Source organism: Hymenobacter sp. 5516J-16, assembly GCF_022919335.1.
Classification (GTDB): Bacteria; Bacteroidota; Bacteroidia; order Cytophagales; family Hymenobacteraceae; genus Hymenobacter; species Hymenobacter sublimis.
Genome location: NZ_CP095058.1, coordinates 3827137 through 3851056, shown reverse-complemented (window position 1 = coordinate 3851056; position 23920 = coordinate 3827137). Strand labels below are relative to the sequence as shown.

Here is a 23920-nt window from a genome sequence, read left to right as displayed (position 1 = left end):
TATGCGCGTACTGTATGACCATCAGGCCTTTACGCTGCAGGATTTTGGCGGTGTTTCGCGCTACCACCACGAGCTGCTTTGCCACGCCAACTGGCAGTCGGAGCTGGCCGTGGCCCTGAGCAACAACCTGTACCTGCGCGACAGGAAATACTCCAACCACCGCACGTTTCTGCCAGATGTGGCGCTGCGGGGCCGCTGGCGGGTGATAAAGCACTTTAACCACCGGGCTTCCGTGCAAGCCCTGCGGCGCGGCGCCTTCGACGTGTTCCACCCTACCCTCACCGACAACGATTACTTTCTGGAGTTGCTGGAGGATCGGCCCTTGGTCATCACCCTCCACGACATGATTCCGGCCCTGTTTCCGCAGTACTATACCAACCGAGACGGAAACACGCTGGAGCGCATTGCACGCCGGGCCAACCGCATCATCACCGTATCGGAGCACACCCGGGCCGACGTGCTGCGGCTGCTGCCCGTAACGCCCGAGCAGGTATGCGTCGTGCACCACGGCCACGCCGACCGGGAATACCGCTCTAGCGGGCCCGCCCTACCCACGCCGGAGCGGTACATATTGTACACGGGTAGCCGCGCCCTGTATAAAAACTTCCGCGTGCTGCTGGAGGGTCTGGCCTTGCTGCCGCCGGCGGTGGCGGCTGGTCTGCATTTGGTGTGCGCCGGCGGAGGTGCTTTCACGGCCGCTGAACAGCAGGAGCTGCAGCGCACGGGGTGGGCCCGGCGGGCACACCAGTTCGGGCCCGTCTCGGATGCCCAGCTGAACACGCTGTACCGCAACGCCCTGGCTTTTGTATTCCCTTCCGAGTACGAGGGCTTTGGCCTACCCATTCTGGAGGCTTTCGGGCAGCAGTGCCCCGTGCTGCTTAGCCACGCTTCCTGCTTTCCGGAAATAGCCCAGGAGGCGGCCCTCTACCACCATCCGCACCGGCCCGCCGAGCTGGCCCAGCAGCTGGAGCGCCTGCTCTCCGATGCCCGCCTGCGTCAGGACCTGATTCGGATGGGGCAGTTGCGCCTGCTGGACTTCACCTGGCAGCAAACCGCCCGGCGCACCCGGGCCGTGTACGAAGCCGCCAGCCAGGACATTAACCGGCCGGACCAGTCTTGGCCCGTTGCGCCGCCTATTCCTGCCCTTGAGCTATGAAAATAAACTTACGCTTCCGTCATGTATTGCCCATTCTGGGGGTGATGGCCACGGACCGGGCCTTCAATGAGTTTGTGGTGCCCAACGGCGAAGATCCTTCCCTGGTACTGTATAGCTACGCCATTACGGGCTTCTCCTTACTGCTCATTGCAACCTGTTTTCGCTACCTAAGCCCGGTGATGCGGCGCTGGCTACTGGTTACGCTGGCCGCTACCGCAGTGCTGGCCCTGGAGTCGTACAACGGGTGGGGTACGCCCATGGTCTACCCCACGTGTTTGCCAAGCTGCTGGCCCTGCTGCCCATTTTCGCCATGTATGCCTACTACCGGCGCCATCCGCTGCCGGCGGGCTGCTAATGGTGCTACTGCTGGCGGGGCTCGTTATCAACCTAGCATTTTTCCATCCCGATGCCCTGAGCTTGTCGGCGTTTCTAGAGAATGAACGGGGCTTTGATGTGACATCGGCCTTTCTGCTGCTGCTGCCGGCTCTGTACTACTTCAATCAATACCTGAGCCGGGGCGGGCTGCCGCAACTGGTCGTGTTCTTTGTTTTGCTGGCCCTGATTGTGTTTCTGCAGCACCGCACCGTGTGGCTGACCACGGCCCTGGCGCTCGTGCTCAACGTCCTGCTGGTACTAACCGGTCGGGTGGAAGGGTGCGCCTTAGTACAACCCGCCTGATGCCTGTGCTGCTCATGCCCCTGCTCATGGGCCTGCTTGGGGGCGCGGCCCTGGTGCTAGACAACCCCAAAGTGCTCCGCAAGCTGGAAAGCAGCGTGGAGGACATAGAAAACGTGGACAAACAGGGCACGGGTAGCTGGCGCCTGCAGCAGTTTGAAAGCTACCAATCCTATGTGGAGGAGAACCCTCTTGCCGGTATGCGCCTGGAAGGCTTCGAGCTGCCTGTGCAGTTCTACGGCGACGGGGACCACCCCGTCTGGGCCGACCGCACGGGCCACCACTTCCACAGCTTCTACCTCGACCGGCTATTCTACTTCGGTATTCTGGGGCTGCTGCTAGTGCTGGTTGTGCCCATCTGGCAGCTCTGGAAACGGCTGCGGCAGCGCGTGCCTTTTGACCCGACTACGGCCGCCTTTGTGAGCTACGCCGGCTGCGCCCTGCTCTACGGCGTTTCCTACGACTGGCCTCCCTACCTCTACGGGGTTATTGGGCTGACGCTGGCCATTGCCGGGCCGGTGTCAGTGGCGGCCTTCGGGCCTGGAACTCCGGCAGCTTCGGCTCCTCTCCCCGTGGGCCCGCCCACTGCGGACGGGGCCCCCGTTCGGCTTCCTTATCCTGGTCTTCAAGCTCCTGCCGCGCATGCTGTCCACTCCTGAACTATCCGCTCCGGCTGCCCCGGCTCCGCTGCAAACGGCCGTACTCTTGCTCATCTTCAACCGGCCCGATACGACCCGGCAGGTGTTTGAGGCCGTGCGCCGGGCCCGCCCGCCGCGCCTGTACGTGGCCGCCGACGGTCCCCGTGCTTCTCACCCCACCGATGCCGCTACCTGCGCCGCCGCCCGGGCCGTAGTAGCCGACGTGGACTGGCCCTGCGAGGTGTTCACGCTGTTTCGGACTGCTAACCTGAACTGCGGGGTAGGCCCGGCCACCGCCCTCGACTGGTTTTTCCAGCACGAGGAAACCGGTATTATTCTGGAAGATGACTGCGTGCCGGCTCCCTCCTTCTTTCGCTTCTGCGAGGAGCTGCTGGTGCGCTACCGCCACGATACCCGGGTGCTGCACATTGGGGGCAACAACTTCAGCCGGGAGGCCCGCCGCCCCCAGCCCGCCGGCGCCGATTCCTACCATTTCTCGACTCAGGTAAACAGCTGGGGCTGGGCTACGTGGCGGCGCGCCTGGCAGCTCTATGATTTTCACCTGCGCGACTACCACCAGCTAGCCGCCGAGGGCAAGCTGCGGGGCCTCTACAGCTCCTGGCTGGAAAACCGCTACCGTCTCAGCAAAATCAGCAGCGTGGTGGGCCTACCGCAGCCACCCGACGTGTGGGACTACCAGTGGCACTTTACCATTGTGGCCCACGCCGGCCTGTGCATAGTGCCGGCCGTGAACCTGGTGGGCAACATCGGTTTCGGGGAGCAGGGCACGCACACGCTAGATGCTACCGACGAGTTTGCCAACGTACCCACCACGGACCTGGCCTTCCCGCTGCAACACCCCGCCTTTGTGCTGGCTGACCGCCGCCGCGACCAACAGCGCTTCCGGGAGTTTCTGTGGGGCCGCTTGGGGCCAAGGCCCGGCGCCTACTGGCCCGGGTAGTACCTGAAAAGCCTACCCCTACGCCCGCCTCGGCTGCGTCCCCGGTTTCGTCCTCGTCTCCTCCCGTTCCGCACACCCAACTGATATGAACGTTCTCATTTCAGCCTACGCCTGCAACCCCGCACACGGGGCGAGGACAGCAACGGCTTCAACTGGGCCTGGCAAACGGCCCAGCGCGGCCACCGCGTGTGGTGCATTACCAACCCCGATGGGCGCGCCGGTATTGAGCCGTTTATGGCCGAGCACGGCCACGAGTTGTCCGCTGATCAGCTCCAGTTCTTTTATGTGGCCGTGCCGGCCTGGGTGCAATTTCTGCACCGCTGGCAGTTTGGCGTGTACCTGCATTATATGGTGTGGCAGTTTATGGCCTGGCGCCGGGCCCGCCGCATTTGCCAGGAAGTAAACGTTGACTACGTGCACCACGCCACCTACGGCAGCCTGCAGATGGGCTCCTGGATGTGGCGCCTGGGCAAGCCCCTGATTTTTGGGCCCGTGGGCGGCGCGCAGCGGGCCCCGGAGGCTTTTCGGGCTTTTATTCCCGGCTGGTTTAAAACCGAAACCATGCGCAACGTCATCGGCTGGCTGCTAATGACTTTCGACCCGAATGTGCGCCAGACCCTGCGCCACGCCGCGCTGGTGCTGGCAGCTAATACCGAAACGGCCGCGCTGGCCCGGCGGCTGGGCGCTAACCGGGTAGAACTGTTTCTGGACTCCGGCCTACCGGAATCTTTCTTCCTGCCCACCTGCCCGGAGCGGGAAGCCGGGCCCGTACTGCGCCTGCTGTGGTTAGCTCGCCTGTACCCGCGTAAGGCGCTGCTGCTGGTGCTGGACGCGTTGTCAAGGGTAGACAAACGCGTTGCATTTCACCTGACCGTCATCGGCGACGGTCCTCTGGGGCCGCAAGTTCCCGGCTGGATTACCCAGTACGGACTCACGGACCGGGTAACCTGGCGCGGGAGCGTGCCTTGGGCTGAGGTACAAAGTGCTTTTCTTAGTCACGATGCCTTCCTGTTCGGGAGCCTGCGCGACTCCTTTGCCACGCAGTTTCTGGAGGCGATGGCCACGGGCCTGCCCGTGATTACCCTCGACCACCAGGGCGCCCACGATTTTATTCCGGCCGCTGCCGCTATTAAAGTACCCGTTACTACCCCCGCAGCTACGGCCGATGGCCTGGCTCGCGCCGTGGAATACCTCCACGACCACCCGCAGGTGCGCCCTGCCATGGGCCAGGCGGGCTACGCCTTTGCGCGTACCCAAACCTGGGCGGCTCGCACCTACCGACTTATGAAGCTAACCTCGGTTCAGGTGCCGCCGCGCCACGCTTGGCGGGCTCACCGCTCGGCGGCCCAGGCGTCGCAGCTGGCTACCGCTCGGCTAGCCTGAGCTACCCTGGTGTACCTTTTTAGACTTCTCCCCTTAGCTTACCCCGGATATCATGCTTTACATTGTCATCCCGGTTTTTAATCGGAAGGAATTCACTCGGGCCTGCCTGGAGTCGTTGCGGGCCCAGACGGAGCAGAACTTTCGCGTGGTGGTAGTAGATGATGGCTCCACTGACGGCACGGATCAGATGCTGCGCACCGAGTTTCCGGAGGTACTCATTGAGGAAGGCGACGGAAACCTGTTCTGGACGGCGGGCGTGAACCTGGGCATCCGGCGGGCCCTGGCCGAGGGCGCTACCCGCGTCATGACCCTTAACAACGATGTGCTCACAGCCCCCGACTTTCTGGCCCGCATGCTGAGCTGGGCCGAGCGCCACCCCACGGCCGTGCTAGGAGCCCTGGAGCTAGACGTAACCACCGGCCAGCCCGTGTACGGGGGCGAAACCCTAGATTGGCGTACCAACACCCGCCAGGACTTGCTGGAAATTTTGCCCGCTGAGCAGCGCCGCGGCCTGCACCCAGTTACCTACCTGCCCGGCCGCGGCCTGCTGATTCCGCGCCTCGTGCTGGAAACCATCGGCCTCTTTGATGAGAAGCGCCTACCCCACTACCTCGCTGATTTCGACTATACCAGCGTGGCCCGTCGGCACGGCTTCCCGGTTTACTGCAATTACGACGCCCAGCTCAGCACCTACCCCGAGGAGAGCGGCCAGGAAATTACCCGGCGCCAGCGCAGTTTGCGCGGCTACTACCAGCATCTGTTCGGGATTCGGGTGGCGGCAACCTGCGCAACTTCACGTATTTCAGCCTCAAGAACTGCCCCCGGCCCTACCTCCCCTACTTCCTGCTGAATGGCTACGCCCGGCGGTTGGTGGGCTACTTTCTGCATTAGTACCTAGGCAGAACTGGTTAGGGGCGCTTATCTACTCTTTATTCTTTCTGCTGGGTGCATTTTTCCTCCTTATTACGGCTCTTTGGGCTGTGTTGCTGCTGTTGGTGGGTAGCCGGTGCACGCTGGCTGGTCAGGATGCCGTGTTGGTTATTACGCGCGGTGGCACGTACTCCGGCCGCTACGAGAGCAACAGTTCCGAGCGGGCCTGCATTCGCATTGCTACCACCGAGCCGGTTATTCTGGAAAATTGTGTACTGCGGGGGCCTGGCCGGCTGATTGACGCTACCACCGGCGGGGCCCGCCTCACCGTGCGTAACTGCCGCGGCTACGGCCTCCCCCCACCATCGACAACCAGGCCCGGGGCCGCTTTCTGGAAATTAATAGCGGCGTGAGCCTGCGGATAGAACACAATTACCTGGAGCAAACAGCTGGCATGCTGGCCTACCAGTGGAGCGGCGACGGCTCGGCAGCCCAAACGCTGACGGTGCGCTATAACTCCGCCCGTAATATAGATGGCCGCTACCGCAACGGTGGCGGGGCCCACGTGAGCTTTTTGCAGCTCAACGAGGTGCACGGCGTGGGTCACATAGACATTAGCTGGAACCAAGTAATCAACGAGCCCAATAACAGCTTGGTCGAGGATAATATCAACCTGCACAACTCCTCGGGCACCGCCACCAGCCCCCTGCGCGTCCACGACAACTACATCCAGGGAGCCTACCCAGTGCCCGCCACGGCCCCCAAGTTCACCGGCTCAGGCATTACCATGGACGGCGACGCCTCCTCGGCCCTGACCACCACAGCCTACGCCGATGTTTACCGGAACCACATCGTCAGTACCTGCAATGCGGCTATGAACATTGCGGCCGGTCACCACAACATCTTTCACCATAACCGAATGATAACCAGTGGCCTCCTGCCCGATAGCACTCGTCTGCCATCCACTTATTCAGGGGCCTCTATTTTTAATTTTTACCGCAAGCCAGCCACGGTTTTCTTCGCCAACCGGATTGAGAATAATACCATTGGCTTCGTGAGCTGGGCCGCAACTCCCCTGGCCCGACCGGCACGATTTGAGCACGGGTGCCTGCGCTGAATGCACGGGCACTACGCATCTGCCCGGCCCAATTACCCTGCAGCTGGAGCAGCAGGAAGTAAAAAACTGGCAGGCTAGGTTGGCCCAAACGGGCCAGGTTGCAGGGCCCACCGCTACTGCGCCCTAACTGCCTCAGTACGTGCTGAAAAACCTCGATAAAAACGGTAAAACGCTGATTGCCAGCCAAGGCAATTTCCAAATGCCCGAATTTTATACAATCAGCCTGTCAGCTACGGACAGGCTGATTTTTTTGTTACACGAAGGTTGTAAATTAGAATAATACAATATCTTTTCTTTCACTTGGCCTTTGTGTTTTCAATCTATTGTATACATTTGCATTGAACCCAAGGAATCAATATAGTACTTTTCACAGTCTAGTATTGAGCAGGTTCTTCCTCAGGTGCCCGAATGCCTCAGTTTCCAACATTCGAATTGTATCTAATGGAGAACCGAAAGTTCAGGGGCCTACATTGGCCTCTGGTGGCTGTAAATGGAACGTGTAGTGAGATAAACAGGTTTGCCACAGACAATTCAAGCCTAGCTTACCAAGCTAAACGACAGTACTGGTTGCTTCGAGGTAGGGTTGAAGCATGCACCAGGCGCCGGGTGCCGCTCTTAAACCCAGCCAGTACTGCTTAGCTTGCGGTGGCCGACTTGCCAACTCACAAATAGCACAAATTCTATCCAGCCACCTGGAACGAATTGACTTAAGGGGAAATGTCAACGCTCATTTCTACCTGGTTTCTTTCTTTGAAGGCTCACAGAATGCAAAAAGCCCTCGGACCACATTTTTTCCTGATGACTCAACGCAACCGCTCTGGCGCCCGCTTCCTGCCTCTTTCGGCAGCTGTGCTGTTCCTGCTTACTCTTGCCCCAACTTTCGGTCATGCGCAGGGCCAGTATCCGACCAACATCACCTATTCAGCCCCAATAACCATTACCCAAGGGGGTACTTACACCGGCAACTTCCGCAGCACGGACTCCAACACGCCCTGCATCCGGATTCAGACCACGCAGCCCGTAACCATTAAAAACTGCGTGCTGGTAGGCGCCGGCGACCTGATTGACGCCAAAAACGGCGGCTCCACGCTCGTTATCACCAACAACAAGGGCTACGGCATTCAGCAGAGCGCTGATAACCGCCGCCACGGGCGCTTTGTAGAGGTGAACACGGGCCGCTCGGTTCGCATCGAGAACAACTACTTTGAGCATACGACCGGCATTGCCGTGTATCAGTGGAGCGGCGACGGCTCGGCCAACGGCACGCTAACCGTGCGCTACAACTCCGCCAAGAATATTGATGGCCGCTACCGCAACGGCGGGGGCCAATACGTACAGTTCTGCGGCCTGAACCAGGTGCGCAACGTGGGCAACATCGACATCAGCTGGAACCAGGTGGTGAATGAGCCGAATAACAGCTTGGTAGAAGACAACATCAACTTCTACAACTCCGGCGGCACCCAGCAAAGCCCGGCCCGCGTGCACAACAACTACGTGCAGGGCGCCTATCCCTACCCCGCTAACAGTAGCACGTTCACGGGTACGGGCATCACTACGGACGGTGACGGCTCCTCGGCCGCTACCACCACAGCCTTCCTGAACGCCTACGAAAACCAGTTCGTGTCGACTTGCAACTCGGCCATGAACCTGGCGGCTGGCCACGACATCAAGTACTACAACAACCGCATGGTAACCAGCGGTCTGCTGCCCGATGGCTCGCGCCTGAATGCTACCTACTGCGGCACGTCCATCTTCAATGCCTACCAGCAGCCGAGCAGCGTGTTCTACAACAACTCGGTTAGCAACAACACCATCGGCTACATCAAGTGGGGCTACAACTCACCCATGAGTAACCGCCACGACCTGAGCAACGGGGCCTGCTCGAACTGCACGGGCACGACCCACATGCCCAACCCCATCACGCTCCAGTCGGAGCAGGCGGAGCGCACGTTTTGGCAGCAGAAGCTGCAGCAGAACAACATTGTAGTGGGCGCTGATGCTACTAACAGCACCATTGCCTCTCCTACGCCTGCTCCGGCACCTGCTCCGGCCCCGGCACCAGCGCCGGCCCCAGCTCCTGCTCCTACCAATGCAGTGTTTGTGCGCGGCATTAACGTAAACGGCGGCGCTACTACCATTGATGGTCAGGCCTGGCAGGCTAGCAGCGCCAGCGGCATCAGCATGAACGGTCACGGCGCTACGGCCCCCAGCCTGGCACTGAACCCCTCCACTGAAGCGGCCCGCACCGAGATGTTGCGCACCTTCCGCTACTCCAACGCCTTTGACATCAAGATCGGCAGCCTGAGCAGTGCTACTTACTCCGTGTACCTGTACGTGGTTGAGAACATGAACGCGAAAACCTACAGCGTGCAGATGGAAGGCAAAACCGTGCAGAGCAATTACAACAGCGGTCCGGTGGGCACCTGGCGCAAGCTCGGTCCCTTCACCGTAGCCATGACCGATGGTACGCTCAACATCACGACCACGGGCGGCCACGCCAACCTAGCAGGTATTGAAATCTGGCGTCAGGGCACCAGCACGGCCACTACCACGGCCCCCGCTCCGACTTCCATTCCCGCTCCGGCTCCTACCACTGTTACGGCTGCTACCTTTTTCCGGGCCATCAACCTCAACGGAGCCGCCGTTAGCATCGACAACAACGCCTGGGAAGCCAGCACTGCCCCGAACTACACCACCAATGGCACGCCCTTCGCTAACCAGGGCATCAGCCTCAACCCGGTAGCTACCACGGCCCAGGCCGAGATGATTCGCTCCTCGGTGTACTCGCGTAACCTGAACTTCACCATGAGCAACGTGCCCAACGGCTCGTACGAGGTGTACGCTTACATCTGGGAAGATAACGACGCCCAGACCGTGAGCATCAGCGTGAATGGCCAGGCGGCCTTGAGCAACTATGACACGGGCTCTGCTGGTGCCTGGAAGAAAGTTGGTCCCTACGTGGTGGCCGTAACGAACGGTACCATTCAGCTGCTCGGGAGCGGTGGCGACATCAACCTCTCGGGGTGGAAGTGTGGCGCCAGAACGCGGCCACTGCCTTCCTACCGGTAACGCCCGCCCGCGCGGCTCAAGCCTTTGCCCCGATGGCTACAGAGTTGAATCCGCTGACGGGTGGGGCTAGCGCCCTGGCGCTTCTAACACCCACGTTTGCCTAACTTCCTGCTGCCTCAGTTAAGCAGCGCGTAGCCCGGCCGCCGCTTCCGCACAAGCTGAAGCGTTGCAGAGTACAAAAGCCTGATTCCCGAAAAAGGAGTCAGGCTTTTTTTATGCCCAAATGTGTGCCTACGCGGCCAGGAGCCGGTATTCGGGGCTTGTATTTTAACTTATTCAAGTTATAAAATAAATTTTTCTGCAAAATAGGTTGTTTATCAAATTCAAAATACAATAATTTGTCGTTAAAGTTATACAGTAAAGTTCCTCTGCTTTGGCTGTTCACTCTCATTCATTCAGTATATGAAGCGCGCACTTATTACGGGCATTACGGGCCAAGATGGCTCTTACTTGGCAGAACTACTCTTGAGCAAAGGCTACGAGGTGCACGGCATCAAACGCCGCTCCTCTATGTTCAACACCGAGCGTATTGACCACCTCTACCAAGACCCCCACGAGAAGCACGTGCGCTTCAAACTTCACTACGGCGACCTAACCGACTCCACCAACCTGATCCGGATTGTGCAGGAAGTGCAGCCTGATGAGATATACAATCTGGGGCCATGTCGCACGTGAAGGTGTCCTTTGACACGCCCGAGTACACGGCCGACGTGGATGGTATTGGTACGCTGCGGCTGCTAGAGGCCATCCGGATTCTGGGCCTCACCCACAAAACGCGCATTTACCAGGCCAGCACCTCCGAGCTGTACGGCTTGGTGCAGGAAGTGCCCCAGCGCGAAACCACGCCGTTCTACCCCCGCTCGCCCTACGCCGTGGCCAAGCTCTACGGGTTCTGGATTACGGTCAACTACCGCGAGGCTTACGGTATGTACGCCTGCAACGGCATCCTCTTCAACCACGAAAGCCCGCAGCGCGGCGAAACCTTTGTAACGCGTAAAATCACGCGCGCCGCCGCCCGCATTGCCCTGGGCCTGCAGGATAAGCTGTACCTGGGTAACCTGGATGCCAAGCGCGACTGGGGCCACGCCAAAGACTACGTAGAAGCCATGTGGCGCATGCTTCAGCAGGAGCAGCCCCGCGACTACGTGGTAGCCACGGGCGTTACCACCACCGTGCGCGAATTTGTGCGCTTGGCCTTTGCTGAACTGGGCATAGAGGTAGGCTTCAGCGGCGACGGGGCCGAGGAAACGGCCTTTGTAGTGGCCTGCCACCACCCCGACTTCCAGCTGCCCCTGGGCCAGGAGGTAGTAGCCGTGGACCCGGCTTATTTCCGCCCCACCGAGGTAGAACTGCTGATTGGAGACCCCACCCGGGCCAAAACCGAGCTAGGCTGGGAGCCCCAGTACGATCTGCCGGCGCTGGTCCGGGACATGGTGCAAGCCGATCTGCGCCTGTTCCGCCGCGACGCCGTGCTGCTGGAAGCCGGCCACCAGATCATGTACCACGATGAATAGGTTTTGTTAGGGTAGGAGGTGCAAGGGCAAGAAGACAGGAACTTCTAATTCTTATACCCTTGGGCCTTCTGCTTTCTTACCCTCACCCCTTCTACCTCACTCCCCTCTTTCACCTGCCTCTCTCCCTATGGAACTGAACGCTAAAATATACATTGCCGGCCACCGGGGCATGGTGGGCGCCGCGCTCATGCGCCGCCTCGAACGGGCTGGCTACCATCATCTTATTACCCGCACATCTAAGGAATTAGACCTGCGCGACCAGGCGGCCGTGGAGGACTTTTTCTCCCTAGAAAACCCCGAGTATGTGCTGCTGGCCGCGGCCAAGGTAGGCGGCATTCAGGCCAACAACACCTACCGCGCCGACTTTCTCTACGACAACCTGATGATTCAGAACAACGTGCTGCGCGAAAGCCACCGGTGCGGAGTGCGCAAGCTGCTGTTTCTGGGTTCCTCCTGCATTTATCCGCGGCTGGCTCCCCAGCCCATTAAGGAAGAGTACTTGCTCACGGGCCCCCTGGAGCCAACCAATGAGCCCTACGCCATTGCCAAAATTGCGGGCCTGAAGCTTTGTGAGGCCTACCGGACCCAGCACGGGGCCAACTTTATTACCGTGATGCCCACCAACCTATATGGCCCCGGTGATAATTACGACGCCCGCAACTCCCACGTGCTGCCGGCTTTGCTGCGCAAGTTCTCGGAGGCCGTAACGCTGGGCCTGCCGCGGGTGCCGGTGTGGGGCACGGGCACGCCCCGCCGCGAGTTCCTGCACGTAGACGACCTAGCCGATGCCTGCTACCACCTGATGCTGCACTACGATGGTGCCGAGCCCGTTAACATCGGGACCGGCCGCGACATTACCATTCAGGAGCTGGCCGACTTAGTGGCCGAGCTGACGGGCTACGCGGGCGAAATCCTGTTCGACTTCTCCAAGCCCGATGGCACGCCGCGTAAGTTGTTGGATGTAAGCAAGCTGCATGCCCTGGGCTGGCAGCACTCTATTGGGTTGCGCGAAGGCATTACGGCCGTGCTGCAGTCCGCCGATTGGCAACAAGCTACCTCCCAGCCCCAATTAGCTTAGCGTTCCTTCTTCCCTCCCCTCCTATTTCTAGTACTATGCACGACGTACTACTCCGGGCCCGGCGTAAGGCGGGTCGTTTGCTGCGCGAGTGGATACCCCAGAATATGCGCTACCGCCCTATTGGCGTGCATGCCAGCAGCCGCGAGCTGGCCGCCCGGCCGGCCGGAGGAGTCGCTTACTTTGAGGTAGTGCCCGCCCATACCTCTACCCTCAGCATCCCCGACGACTTTTATAAACGGGCCTCCACCTACGGAGGGCTGCACGACAAGCCCCTGCGCCAGGAGAAAGTACCGGCGGCCTTCGTGGTAGAGCTTATCGATGGCCGGGTGTACGCCGATAACTTCAACAGCGTAGCCGTTATTGCGGCCGACAACCGCCTGGTCGGCGACGTATCGTTTCAGTACGACGGGGCCCGCTGGGATTTGACGCCGCCCGAGGAAAACAACATTTTCCGGCAGCGCTACTTCCAGCGCCCGGTGGAGCTGCCGGGCACCTTGTGCAGCCTGCTCTCGGGTGGGGGCGCGGCCAGCGGCAACTACTACCACTGGCTGATTGACTCCTTACCTCGTTTGTACCTGGTGCGCGAAGCCGGCCTGCTCGATGCCGTTGATTACTTTCTGGTGTATGATAAGTCTAAGCGGTTTGTGCTGGACACCATGGGCGCGCTGGGCATCGGGCCGGAGCGCTTAGTGGACGTCGCCACGAACCCGCACGTACGAGCCCGCTGCCTACTGGCTACCCCCGGGGTGCGCGGCAACCTTACCCACACGCCGGCCTGGGCCTGCAAGTTTCTGCGCAGCATTCTGCTCCCGCCCCCGGTAGTAAACCGCTCCTTCAGCCCCTACATCTACATCAGCCGCCGCGACGCGCCGGGCCGGCATATTCTTAATGAAGAGGCCCTGGAAGCCATGCTGCGCGAGTACGGCTTTGAAACCCACGTACTCACTCCTTACACCCAGAACGAGAAAACGGCCCTGTTTGCCCAGGCCCAGATTATTGTCTCGGCGGTGGGAGCTGGGCTGGCCAATATTGTGGTAAGCCCGGTGGGTGCCCAACTGATTGAGCTGTTCCCCAGCAGCTTCGTGGTGGCTGATTACATGGAATTTACCGCCCGCATCGGCATCGACCATCACTACCTGGTGTGTGATACGCCTAACCCCAGCCGCACGCGCGCCGGGGCCCAGCGCGACCACCTAACCGTGGACCTGGATGCCTTGCGGCCCCTCATCGAAAAAGCCTTGCGCAACCAAGCCCAGCATACCGCGGTGCGCTCGGTGTAATTCCGGGCTTTGTTTTTTACTCTCCCTGCCTATGCCCTCTGTCCTACTTTCTCTGGTGTCGTGGAATAGTGCGGACTCCATTGAGGCCTGCCTGCGTTCGGCTTTAGCTCAGTCGTGGTCTGATTTTGAGTTGTGGGTGGTTGACAACAACTCGCACGACGACACCTGCGCCCGGGTAGAGGCGCTAGCGGCCACCGATTCTCGCCTGCGCCTGCACCGGCTGCCTCAGAATACCGGTTTCTGCGGGGGCCACAACTACGCCCTCGACCGCACCACCTCGGACCTGGTGCTGCTGGTGAATCCCGACATCGAAATGGCCCCCGACTACCTAGCCCAGGCCATAGCAGCTATACACCGAAATCCGCGCATTGGTACGGTGTGCGGCCTGCTGCTGCAGAACCAGGACGTGGACCCACGCATTGATAGCGCCGGCATGGTAGCCCTGCCCGACGGCCGCTACGGCCTGCGCCTGCACGGGCAACGGCTCAGTGAAGTAGCACCCCTGGCAGCTACCTACGTAGACGGTGCCGATGGTGCCCTACCCCTGTTCCGGCGGCGCTTCATTGATGATTTGCGCGTGCAGGGCGAGTTTTTCGATTCCCGTTTCTTTGCCCACAAGGAGGACTGGGATATTGCTTGGCGGGGCCGCCTTTTTGGCTGGCATACCTTGTTTGAGCCCGCTTGCCGGGCCCTGCACCCCCGGCAGTTCCTACCCTCCAACCTGCGCTTACGCCGGCGCCTAAACAGCGCTATCAAGGTAGATGCCGTGAAAAACCAGTGGCTGTTGCTGCTTAAAAACACAACCCGGGAGCAAGCTCCTGGCCTGCTGGCTCGCGCTATTCCGCGCCAGTTGGGTATCCTGGCTTATTCGTTGGTAGCGGAGCGCGACTCCTTGCGGGCCGTGCGCTACCTCTGGCAGCACTGGCGCCAGGTACTGACCACCCGCCGCCTGGTGCAGCAGCGCGCCAGCCAGCCGTGGCAGCCACCTGATGAGCCCAGCGCCCACCTGCCAGCACAACCAGCTACAGCTCTTGAGGTAGAAAGCTCTGTGCGGTAATCAACCAACAAAAAGATCCGCAGCCACACAAGGCTGCGGATCTTTTCATTCGTGGGCTAGTTGAAGCAAGGCACTTCCCAGCCCCGGCAATTCATTGACTGCCAGGGCTGAGAGTGCGCAGTCTGATTATAAGTTGCGTATCTACAGCACAGGCTCAGAAGCCGTTAGCGGAGAAGCCGTGGAGCCAACAGACGGCTGGAAGTAAGCCGCTTGCTCCCGGCGCAACTGGTCAATCAGCCGGCCTTCGGGTAGAATCACGTCGTCGTAGGTCAGCACCTGGTCCTTGGGCACATCGTGGCGCAAAATGCAGCCTTCGGCCACGCCAATGGGCAGCAGGTTTTCGCGCTGGGTGACGTCCGCGTTTTCGGCCAGGCCATAAGTGTGGTAGTGCCCAATGCCATCGAGCACCTGGCCGGCGTGCAAATCAATTTTGGCAGCCGTTACTACCTCTACGCACATGGGGCCGGCCGGCGCGAGAGCCGCGTCCTGAAACAGCACGGCTCGGGCCACGGTGGTCGGGGTTTCAAAGTGGCACAGGTGGTAGGGCGTGTAGAAGCAGTACAGCGGCCCCGGCCCCAGCTTGTAGAGCTTGAGGTAGTGCTGCTGCACGGGGTCATCAATAGTGCCCAGCACGAAAACGCCGGGTCCGGGCTCCGCTCCCACCACGTAATCCACGATGCCGGGGCCACCATTGAGTAGCAGCTCGTGCGGGTACCAGTCGGCGGCCTGGGTGACGGGCGTACCAGGGGCCACGGTGGGGCCCAGCATGCCGCGGCGGGCCACACGCATGCCTAGGGCATTGGCTATTACGGCCTGCTCGAAGCTGATCTTGCTACCATCGGCGAAGCTGGTCACCATGCTCGGGTTCTGGCCCCACTGGCGGGCAAAGCCTTCCTGGGTAGTGGGGTTGCGGTAGGGGTCGTGCAGGCCCTTGATGTTGCCGCAGAGCACAGGCGTAACGCCCAGGCCTTTCACGAAGCGGGCCAGGTTCAGGGTCACGCCGGGCTGGTCGCCATCGGCCACGGTGTATACTACCCCAGCGCGGTCGGCGTATACTTTTAAAATAGGCCCCACGGTTCCGTCCAGCTCGGCATTGAGCAGCACAATGTGCTTGCCGTGCCGGATGGCTTCTAGTACCACGTGCGCCCCGTGCTCCACGGCCCCGGTCACCTCAATAATGGCCTCGATGCCGGCGGCCTGGCTTAGCAGCAGCGCATCATCGGTAATGGCCGGACGGCCCTGGGCTACGCAGGCTTCCAGCTGGGCTACCGTACTAACCTCGGCCACGTCCGTTACCCCGGCTTCGGCGTAAATGGCGCGGGCTTTCTCGGGGGTGCGGTTGGCAATGGCTACTAGCTCCATGCCGGGCACGTAAAGGCAAATTTGCCGGGCTACGCCCCGGGCCATGAAGCCGGCCCCTACCATGGCCACCCGAATGGGCCGGCCCTCGCGCTGGCGCTGCTGCAGCGCGTTATCAATGATGAGCATCTGAATCTAATTAAGTAAGTACAGCTGACTGTTTTAGGACAACCTCATGCAGTCAAGACCTCGCTCACCGTCCGTTCCATCCACCGCCTCGACTTTGGATATTTCGTTTTAGCTACCGATTGTTTCGGGCACGCGCAGCACAAAATCCGGGTGTTGCTGATCCTTTTCGGAAATGATAGTGGGCTCGATGGGCCACTGGATGCCAATGGCCGGGTCGTTCCAGCGCAGGCCCCGCTCAAAGCCGGGCGCGTACTTGGCCGACACCTGGTAGCCGACATCGGTATTATCCTGCAGGGTAATGAAGCCGTGGGCGAAGCGACCGGGCACGAACAACATACGGAAGGAGTCGGCGGTCAGCTCTACCCCCAGCCACTGCCCGTAGGTACGCGACTCCTCGCGCAGGTCCACAATCACGTCGTAGATGGCACCGCGGGTGCAGCGCACCAGCTTGGTTTCCTCGTGCGGGGCCAGCTGCAGGTGCATGCCGCGCAGGGTGCCACGCCGCGGGTTAGATGATACGTTGGCTTGCAATGGGGGCATGAGGATGCCGTGGGCCGCAAACTCATCGGCGCACCAGGAGCGGGCAAAAAAGCCCCGGTCGTCGGCCATGCGGTCTACGTCGATGATAAACGCGCCGGGCAGCTCAGTTTCGGTGAAAATCATAGGTAGGTGATTGGAGATGATACAAAGGGCGAGCCCACGCGGGGCGTCATTTGGCCGTGCCCGATGCGCGGGATGAGGTGTGCGGAAGCCTTAGGCAATTACCGGCGCCGGTGCCAGTGCGGGCCGAGTGGCCACGGCGCGTACCCAGCTCAGGTCGTCGCCCAACTCGTGGGTTTCGCGCAAGCCGGTGAGCACGCGCAGGCGCATCAGCTCCGAGGAGCGGAAGGCAGCATCGCGGAAATTCATGCCCAGCAAACCGTCGCGCAGCTCGTCAATGGTATCGGAGAGGGTGCGGCGAGGCTGATGGGTGGGAGCCAGCTCCCGGTACAAGCTGAAGTCGACGCGGTAGGAGCGTTTGTCGGGTGGGGCAGCCGCATTCAGGCTTACCTGGGTGCCAGGTAAGGAGTCGGCCACGGCGTAGGCCAGGTCACGCACCTGGTAGTTCCACTGCTCCGAACCGGTGTTCACGGCCAGGAAGGTGCCGCCTACCTCGGCGGGGCGGCCAATGGCCCACTCAATAGCCCGGGCCATGTCCTGCACGTGAATGAGGGGGCGCCAGGGCGTACCGTCGCTTAGAATGCTGATTTCGCCAGCGGCCACGGCCCCGGCCACGAAGTCGTTGACTACCAGATCCAGGCGCAGCCGGTCGCTCCAGCCGCAAGCCGTGGCAAAGCGCAGGCAGGTAATCAGGAAGTTATCATCGGCCAGGGGGCGGAGGTCTTGCTCGGTCATCACCTTGGAGCGGGCGTAGGCCGTCAGCGGGTTCAGCTCCGAAGTTTCCGTTTTGGCCCCCTCGCCGCCGGCCCCGTACATGCTGCAGCTGCTGGCAAAGATGAAGGAGCTGACGCCGGCAGCTTTGGCCTGACGGGCCAGCTCGATACCAGCCCGGTAGTTTACATCCAGCGTCACCTGCTCATAGGTCTGGCCCATGGGGTCGTTGCTGATGGCGGCCAGGTTTACTACCGCATCTACCCCGTCGAGCAGGCCGGCGGGTAGCTGCCGAATGTCGCCGAAAATCTGCCGGTCCAGGCGCGACTCCGGCAGGCGGCGGGCCCCGGTGAGGCAATGGGCAAAGTAGCCCATGTCATACCCAATTAACTCAGCCTGCGGAAACTGCTGACGCAGATGACGCACAACACCCGGGCCCACATAGCCCATATTACCCGTGATAAGGATTCGCTGCATACGGTGAAGTAGTGAGATGGTGAGATAGTGAGATGGTGAGCTAAAAGTGCTAATGGCGCGTATTGGGCAGTTCGGGCCGCCAGAACGTCAAGCTCACCATTGCACCAGCTCACCAGTTCACCTTTAGTCGGCGGGCATGATGGTGGGGGCGGCTACCCGCTGGTGCGGGGGCGCTACCACGGGAGTGGCCAGGATGTCGGCTAGCACGGGGTCCGGCTCCGCTGATTCAGGTTCGTTGCTCCATACTTTCCACTGGGCCCGGCCCTGCTGCCACATTTCTTCCAGCATATTCTTATCGCGCAACGTATCCATGGGTTGCCAGAAGCCGGTGTGCCGGAAGGCAGCCAGGCGGCCCTCGGAGGCCAGGCGCTCCAGCGGTGCCTTTTCCCACACCGTTTCGTCGCTGTCAATGTAGTCGAACACGGAGGGCTCAAGGACAAAGAAGCCGCCGTTAATCCAGGGCGTTTCGCCGCCCTCGGGCTTTTCCGTGAAGCTGGAAACCAAGCTGCTCGACTCTTGCAAGTTAAATACCCCAAAGCGGCCGGGTTGGCGCACGGCCGTGAGGGTAGCCAGGGCCCCTTGCTGGCGGTGGTAACGTACTGCTTCCCGGATGTTTACGTCCCCTACCCCGTCGCCGTAGGTCAGGCAAAACGTTTCGTTGTCAACGTAGTCGCGCACCCGGCGCAGGCGGCCGCCAGTCATGGTTTCCTGACCAGTATCCACCAAGGTCACGGTCCAGGGCTCGGCGTGGTTGCGGTGGATCTGCATCTCGTTGCGGTCCATGCGGAACGTTACGTCGGAGTTGTGCAGAAAATAATCGGAAAAATACTGCTTGATCATATGCCCCTTGTAGCCGCAGCAAATAACAAAGTCGCGAATACCGTGGTGGGCATAGATTTTCATAATGTGCCACAGGATCGGCCGGCCCCCAATTTCTACCATTGGTTTAGGCCGTACGCCACTTTCCTCGCTGATACGGGTGCCGTAGCCGCCCGCCAGAATTACTGCTTTCATACGCGTGAGGGGTTGTAACTGGAAGGTCAATAAAGAAGTCAGCGAGAGGAGCGCAACCCCTAAGTTGGGTGGTACTTATACAGCGCTAAAGTTCCTGAAATATACTGCTAATTGTAATATTGTCAATAATTATTATCAATATTTTTAAAATAAAGTAAAGTCCAACTCAACATTGTACCGAGAACAGCACATGGCAAAGCACCCACACCTAGTAGGTAGGCAGGGACGCTAGTATGTAGCAAGTAGGTGTTAGGCTGCTGGTCGGGGCACGGGCCGGCCGGCTACGTGGGAGGCCGCGCGCCGAGTGAGCAGGTACACAAACCGGGTGTTAGTGACCAAATAGCGGCGCCACAAACGGCGCGGCTCCAGCCACAGGCGGTAGGCCCACTCCAGCCATAGGCGGCGGGCCCACAGTGGCAAACGCGGCTCCAAGCCCGCGTACACCGGAAACGCCTGCCCTACCCCAAGCATACACGCCCGCACACGCCCCTGGTGAGCGGCCATCCAGCGTTCCTGCCGAGGACAACCCAGGGCTACGAACAGCAAATCGGGGTCGGCGGCGTTGATGGCAGCAACCTCTGCTGCGTCTTCTGCGGGCGTTAGGGCCGGAAGGGCGGCGAGTGTACCCCGGCAATGCGGAGCGTGGGCAGCTCCCGCCGCGCCCGGGCTACCATAGCCGTTAATACCTCAGTAGTAGTGCCGTAGAAATACACGGACTGTCCGCTTTCAGCCGCGGCTTCTAGCAGGGCCGGCAACAAATCCATGCCGGCCACGCGGGCTGGGGCGGGGTATCGGGGTTGAGCCACTGCACGGCCGCAGCCACGGGACTACCGTCTGGCGCTACGACCGCAGCCTCGCGCAATAGCTGCCGAAACTCCGGGTCGCGCTGGGCTTCTACCACCATGTGCACGTTAGCAAAGCACACGTAGGCTGAACTGCGGGCCTTGCCTAGCTCCAGAATAGTAGAAACAAAGCTGGCTACCGGGCCGGTGGAAATCCAGGAATCCAGGACGGGTACCTTTGGCAGCATAAGGTAGAAAGTGAAGTAGTGAAAGGGTAAGTTAAACGTCAGCTTAGGGAATGGCGTGAAGTAATTTTGCTGCTACTTCTCGTCTCGGAGAACAGCAAACTCGCCACTTCACCACGTCTCATTCTCACCGCTAATAGGCGTTTTTCTCGCCTTTTACCATGTTCCAGAGCGTGAGGCCAATGATTTTCATATCGAGGCCAAACGACCAGTTCTCCACGTATTTCAGGTCGTACTCTACTCGTTTTTCCATGGTGCCTGCCTCGCGGGTTTCGCCTCGGAAGCCATTCACCTGGGCGTAGCCCGTAATGCCGGGCGTTACGGCGTGGCGCATTTGGTAGGTACGAATATGCTTGCTGTACTCCTCCAGCTGGGAAATCATGTTGGGCCGCGGCCTACCACCGACATGTGGCCGAGCAGCACGTTAAAGAACTGGGGAAGCTCATCGAGGTTGTACTTGCGCAGGTACTGGCCTACCCGGGTGATGCGGGAATCATTTTTGGTGGCTTGCAACTCGCTCTGGCCGTGGTCGGTGCGCATGGTACGCAGCTTGTAGCACGGGAAAAGCTGGTTGCGCTTGCCAGGCCGCATCTGCTTGAAAAACACTGGTCCCGGCGAATCCAGCTTGATGAGCAAGGCCAGCGCCGTGAGCACAAACGGGAACACGCCCAGGATAATGACCAAGGAAAAGGCAATATCGAACAGACGCTTCAGCAGCTGGTTGGTGCGGATGCCCAGGGGTGCGTGCCGAATGGTCAGGATCGGCATGTGGTCGTAGAAGTAGACGTTCACATCTTTACGGACAGTGCCGCGGAAATCGGGGACAATACGGAACGACAGGAAATGGTCATCGGCAAAGCGCGACAGGTCTTCAATCAGCTGCCGACGGTCGAGGGGCATGGCGAAGTAGATTTCGTCTACCTGGTCGCGCACACAGAAGTTTTTCAGATCAGAGACGCGGCCGCGCACTAGGTGTTTCAGGCTGGCGGGCACGTGTTCGGTGCTATCCGTGAAAAAGCCCATGAACTGGTTGGCAATCGGGTCGTGGGACTGCAGGAAGCGGTACAGCTCCTGGCCGCTGGCCCCCGCCCCCACAATCACGAAGCGGCTGTGGGGCCGCGCCAAGTGCGTATGGTAGGCCCGGTACAGAAATGTTATCAGGAAGCGCCCAGCTACCACGGCCGTCACGGAGAAGCTGTACACCGAGAATAGGTAGCGCACAGGCAGCCAGTACATACGCATAGCTACCACCGCCAGCAGCACAATACCGGCGTGCAGCAGGAACGTGCGCATCAGGTACAGCAGCTTTTCGGGGTAGGTAATGAGCCGATCGGTGCGGTAGATGTTGGCAAACTGCCCCGAAATGATCCACCAGATCAGGGCGAAGATGGCGTAGAAGAACGGGTAATAGCCCCCAAAAGACCAGTTGCCCAGGAATAAGTAACCAGCTACCCGAAAAGCTCCGAAAATCAGCAATACGTCTACCAGAGGTAGGATAAAGCGCGAAGTATCAGCGTAGTGTCTGTAGCGTTCCATAAGCTAAAGAGAGAGGTGCTAAGGAGACTAAACCGTGAAAAAATGTGAAAACACCAATCGAGTGCTTACCCAACAAAGAAACGCATAATTGTTCTTTAAACAATAATAAATAGTATTAATTTTTAAAAGCTGTAAACTATACCTCAAAATGATTCAGATAGTTACATCTAGCCCAAACTTCTTAGGTAAAGCCACGCTGCCCGCCCGCTACGGCAAATACCGTAACGGGCGGGCAGCTTGAAATTTTCCTATAACACTCTCTTGCTCAGGGATTCACCTGCAGCCAGCCTTTGTACTTACGACCATCGGTGTAGGTAATTAAAAAATAGTAGGTGCTGGCCACGCCCGCGCCGGCCCACGTAAAGCTCCGGCTCCCTGAGCGGTACACCTCCCTTCCCCACCGGCTATAAATGGCAATGCTTCCAAAGCGGCCGTCGCACAAGTCGGGCGGCAGGTCAGGTAGCACAAACGAGTCGTTCTTTCCGTCGCCGTTAGGCGTGATGATGTTAGGCGGCAGGAAGGCCACCGTATCGGGCGTTGGGACCAGCTCAAAACGGACCGTTCGGGTCTGGCTGAGGTTGGCACAGGTAGCCTGTTCCTGCAGCCGAAACGTGACTACCATATCCGGGAACTGCTGGGCGGCGCAGGAGGCCTGCCACTGAAACGTGCCGGCCGCCTGGCCCCGCCCGTTCTGGGCCGTAAAGGTCATGCCGGCCGCCGCTAAGTCGAAGTTTTGCCCGGTGGCCGTTAAGGTCAGTGGGTCGCCGTCCGCATCCAGGCCGGCCAGCGTAGCCGAATAGGTAGTGCCCACGGGTACCCGCACGGTTATCGGCGGAGCATCCTGGGCGTTAACGCCGGGCGGGAAGGTAGTCGTCAGTTGGGGTGCCGCATCGGGTGGGGGCGCCGCCGTGAAAGCCACCCGCACGGTGTCGCGCTTGGGCAGGCTGCACCCGTCGTCGGCCACAATCACGTCCAGCAAATACACTTGGCCTTTGGAATCCAGGCACTCGGAAAAGCAGAAGCGGGCCGTGAGCGTGTCGGGAGTGCCGGGGCCCCGCACCACGCCAGTGGTGGCGGTAGTGAAAGTGGGCACAGGCGTGGTAAAATTGACGGGGCGCAGGGCTACCGTCAGGCGGGAGTTGGCATCGGGGTCCGTGAAGCGCACCTGCAGGCAGTGGTCGGCGCCGGGCACTAGCCGCAGTGTATCGCGGCCGGGCGGTAGGGCACACCGGCCGAGGTGCGGAGCTGCAAGCTAGGCACGGTGTTGCGGGGGCAGTTGAGGACGTAGAGCTGAAAGTCGCGGCGGGTTTCCCCAATTTTCTGCCCGCCCCTGTACTCGGTGCAGCGCACCCCAAACACGAATAGGCCCAGCTGGGTAGGCCGCACCATGAGGCGGCCCGTACGGGCATCAATGCCAAGGGTAGGGTTGCCGGGAATCTGATTTTGGGTGCCTAACCCCGCCACCCACGAAATGGGCGCGTACGGGCGGGTGCGGCCTGGTTGGGGCTGGAGTTGCCGGTGCTGGCGTGGCCATTCAGGGGCGTCACCATATCGTAGACCAGGGAGTCGCCATCGGGGTCCTGCCCGCCGAAATCGTAGTAAAACAGCTCGCCCCGGCAGGCGTAGTCGCCCAGGGGCGGAAAGATGCGCGGGGTAGAGTCAACGAAGGGGCGGCCGTTGCGCACGACGGCCGGAAACTCCAAGTAAAAGGCCTGAGCCGCACCCAAGGAGTTAATTATGTTGCTCAGCCCTTGGTTGCGGCAGCAACGCTCCACGGCCACGTAGTATCCGGCCGGACTGGTGTACGTGGCCGCGGGCAGCGTGATATTGACGGTATAAATGAGCTTGCGGGTGCTGAGCGAGGAGCTGGTGCAGGCCGGATTGGTATAGCTCACAAACGTGTTGCTGGTTAGGGGTAGCGTCACGTTCTGCATGCGTTGGTTCGTGGCCTTGTCGAAGATGCTGGCCTGCATGCTGTTATCTAGGGCGCCGGGGCTGCCATTAATGGCATCGAAGTAGAGGTTGAGCGTGAGGGCGTAGGAGCTGCCCGACCGATACTGCAAATCCAGCTCGCCGCCCACAATGTGGGTAGCGCGGGCGCTCGGCGCCACCAGCAACCACAACCCAGCCACGGCCAGCCACACTACCCGGGAAATTCGCGTACATCTTCTCATACCTGTCAGAAAAGCGGAAAGAATAAATCCATTAC

24 protein-coding genes and 2 pseudogenes are annotated in these 23920 nt (G+C 60.3%); 15 read left to right on the top strand and 11 right to left on the bottom strand.

Translation table 11 applies throughout. The annotated features are described in order from the left end of the window. Position 1 precedes the first annotated feature (1 nt). The 15 genes and pseudogenes from MUN84_RS19075 to MUN84_RS19005 all read left to right on the top strand — a co-directional run bounded on the left by MUN84_RS19075 (position 2) and on the right by MUN84_RS19005 (position 14798). A complete protein-coding gene (locus MUN84_RS19075) occupies positions 2–1156 on the top strand; it encodes a glycosyltransferase family 4 protein (RefSeq protein ID WP_244695546.1) in 1155 nt (384 codons plus the stop codon). After that, positions 1153–1596 (top strand): hypothetical protein, encoded by a 444-nt coding sequence (locus tag MUN84_RS19070; RefSeq protein WP_244695545.1) that lies wholly within the window; start codon positions 1153–1155, stop codon positions 1594–1596. Before MUN84_RS19075 ends, MUN84_RS19070 begins: the two co-directional genes overlap by 4 nt. After that, entirely contained in the window at positions 1574–1834 is a 261-nt protein-coding gene (locus tag MUN84_RS19065) for a hypothetical protein (protein WP_244695544.1), read from the top strand. The genes MUN84_RS19070 and MUN84_RS19065 overlap by 23 nt, the downstream gene beginning before the upstream one ends. After that, entirely contained in the window at positions 1834–2490 is a 657-nt protein-coding gene (locus MUN84_RS19060) for an O-antigen ligase family protein (RefSeq protein ID WP_244695543.1), read from the top strand. Before MUN84_RS19065 ends, MUN84_RS19060 begins: the two co-directional genes overlap by 1 nt. Continuing rightward, on the top strand, positions 2474–3430 hold the full coding sequence (locus MUN84_RS19055; RefSeq protein ID WP_244695542.1) for a nucleotide-diphospho-sugar transferase: 957 nt from the start codon (positions 2474–2476) through the stop codon (positions 3428–3430). Before MUN84_RS19060 ends, MUN84_RS19055 begins: the two co-directional genes overlap by 17 nt. A gap of 186 nt (positions 3431–3616) precedes the next feature. Further along, entirely contained in the window at positions 3617–4813 is a 1197-nt protein-coding gene (locus tag MUN84_RS19050; RefSeq protein WP_244695541.1) for a glycosyltransferase family 4 protein, read from the top strand. A gap of 52 nt (positions 4814–4865) precedes the next feature. Then, a complete protein-coding gene (locus MUN84_RS19045) occupies positions 4866–5663 on the top strand; it encodes a glycosyltransferase family 2 protein (protein ID WP_244695540.1) in 798 nt (265 codons plus the stop codon). A 130-nt stretch (positions 5664–5793) separates the two neighbouring features. Then, positions 5794–6096, top strand: coding sequence for a hypothetical protein (locus MUN84_RS19040; protein WP_244695539.1), 303 nt, complete (start codon positions 5794–5796; stop codon positions 6094–6096). Continuing rightward, a complete protein-coding gene (locus MUN84_RS19035; RefSeq protein WP_244695538.1) occupies positions 6093–6800 on the top strand; it encodes a hypothetical protein in 708 nt (235 codons plus the stop codon). Before MUN84_RS19040 ends, MUN84_RS19035 begins: the two co-directional genes overlap by 4 nt. A gap of 139 nt (positions 6801–6939) precedes the next feature. Beyond that, on the top strand, positions 6940–7080 hold the full coding sequence (locus MUN84_RS19030) for a hypothetical protein (protein WP_244695537.1): 141 nt from the start codon (positions 6940–6942) through the stop codon (positions 7078–7080). Positions 7081–7598: 518 nt separating this feature from the next. Then, a complete protein-coding gene (locus MUN84_RS19025) occupies positions 7599–9869 on the top strand; it encodes a hypothetical protein (protein WP_244695536.1) in 2271 nt (756 codons plus the stop codon). Positions 9870–10271: 402 nt separating this feature from the next. After that, positions 10272–11383, top strand: a pseudogene (gmd, locus tag MUN84_RS19020) (GDP-mannose 4,6-dehydratase). A 127-nt stretch (positions 11384–11510) separates the two neighbouring features. Continuing rightward, on the top strand, positions 11511–12461 hold the full coding sequence (locus MUN84_RS19015) for a GDP-L-fucose synthase family protein (RefSeq protein ID WP_244695535.1): 951 nt from the start codon (positions 11511–11513) through the stop codon (positions 12459–12461). Between the two features lie 35 nt (positions 12462–12496). Beyond that, a complete protein-coding gene (locus tag MUN84_RS19010; RefSeq protein ID WP_244695534.1) occupies positions 12497–13741 on the top strand; it encodes a glycosyltransferase family 61 protein in 1245 nt (414 codons plus the stop codon). A gap of 31 nt (positions 13742–13772) precedes the next feature. Beyond that, entirely contained in the window at positions 13773–14798 is a 1026-nt protein-coding gene (locus MUN84_RS19005) for a glycosyltransferase (RefSeq protein ID WP_244695533.1), read from the top strand. 141 nt (positions 14799–14939) lie between these two features. On the opposite strand, the gene MUN84_RS19000 is transcribed toward MUN84_RS19005, so the two are convergent. From MUN84_RS19000 to MUN84_RS18955, 11 genes and pseudogenes are all read right to left on the bottom strand, one after another. After that, positions 14940–16286, bottom strand: a complete 1347-nt coding sequence (locus MUN84_RS19000; RefSeq protein WP_244695532.1) for an NAD(P)H-dependent oxidoreductase — start codon at positions 16284–16286, stop codon at positions 14940–14942. A gap of 108 nt (positions 16287–16394) precedes the next feature. Continuing rightward, a complete protein-coding gene (rfbC, locus tag MUN84_RS18995) occupies positions 16395–16949 on the bottom strand; it encodes a dTDP-4-dehydrorhamnose 3,5-epimerase (RefSeq protein ID WP_244695531.1) in 555 nt (184 codons plus the stop codon). Positions 16950–17039: 90 nt separating this feature from the next. Continuing rightward, entirely contained in the window at positions 17040–18134 is a 1095-nt protein-coding gene (locus MUN84_RS18990) for an NAD-dependent epimerase/dehydratase family protein (protein WP_244695530.1), read from the bottom strand. Between the two features lie 123 nt (positions 18135–18257). After that, the gene (gene rfbF, locus MUN84_RS18985; protein WP_311136883.1) at positions 18258–19148 is read right to left on the bottom strand and encodes a glucose-1-phosphate cytidylyltransferase; all 891 of its coding nucleotides are present in this window, start codon (positions 19146–19148) and stop codon (positions 18258–18260) included. 249 nt (positions 19149–19397) lie between these two features. Further along, entirely contained in the window at positions 19398–19694 is a 297-nt protein-coding gene (locus tag MUN84_RS23230; protein ID WP_262920575.1) for a WecB/TagA/CpsF family glycosyltransferase, read from the bottom strand. 53 nt (positions 19695–19747) lie between these two features. Further along, a complete protein-coding gene (locus MUN84_RS23225) occupies positions 19748–19912 on the bottom strand; it encodes a WecB/TagA/CpsF family glycosyltransferase (protein ID WP_262920720.1) in 165 nt (54 codons plus the stop codon). Next, positions 19888–20178 carry a WecB/TagA/CpsF family glycosyltransferase gene (locus MUN84_RS18975; RefSeq protein ID WP_244695529.1) on the bottom strand — a complete coding sequence of 97 codons (291 nt, stop codon included), beginning with the start codon at positions 20176–20178 and terminating at the stop codon, positions 19888–19890. Before MUN84_RS18975 ends, MUN84_RS23225 begins: the two co-directional genes overlap by 25 nt. A gap of 130 nt (positions 20179–20308) precedes the next feature. Further along, a pseudogene (locus tag MUN84_RS18970) lies at positions 20309–21468 on the bottom strand (exopolysaccharide biosynthesis polyprenyl glycosylphosphotransferase). Positions 21469–21976: 508 nt separating this feature from the next. Further along, positions 21977–22903 carry a gliding motility-associated C-terminal domain-containing protein gene (locus tag MUN84_RS18965; protein WP_244695528.1) on the bottom strand — a complete coding sequence of 309 codons (927 nt, stop codon included), beginning with the start codon at positions 22901–22903 and terminating at the stop codon, positions 21977–21979. After that, a complete protein-coding gene (locus MUN84_RS18960; RefSeq protein ID WP_244695527.1) occupies positions 22903–23175 on the bottom strand; it encodes a hypothetical protein in 273 nt (90 codons plus the stop codon). Before MUN84_RS18960 ends, MUN84_RS18965 begins: the two co-directional genes overlap by 1 nt. Beyond that, positions 23163–23885 carry a hypothetical protein gene (locus tag MUN84_RS18955; protein ID WP_244695526.1) on the bottom strand — a complete coding sequence of 241 codons (723 nt, stop codon included), beginning with the start codon at positions 23883–23885 and terminating at the stop codon, positions 23163–23165. The genes MUN84_RS18960 and MUN84_RS18955 overlap by 13 nt, the downstream gene beginning before the upstream one ends. Positions 23886–23920: the final 35 nt, after the last annotated feature.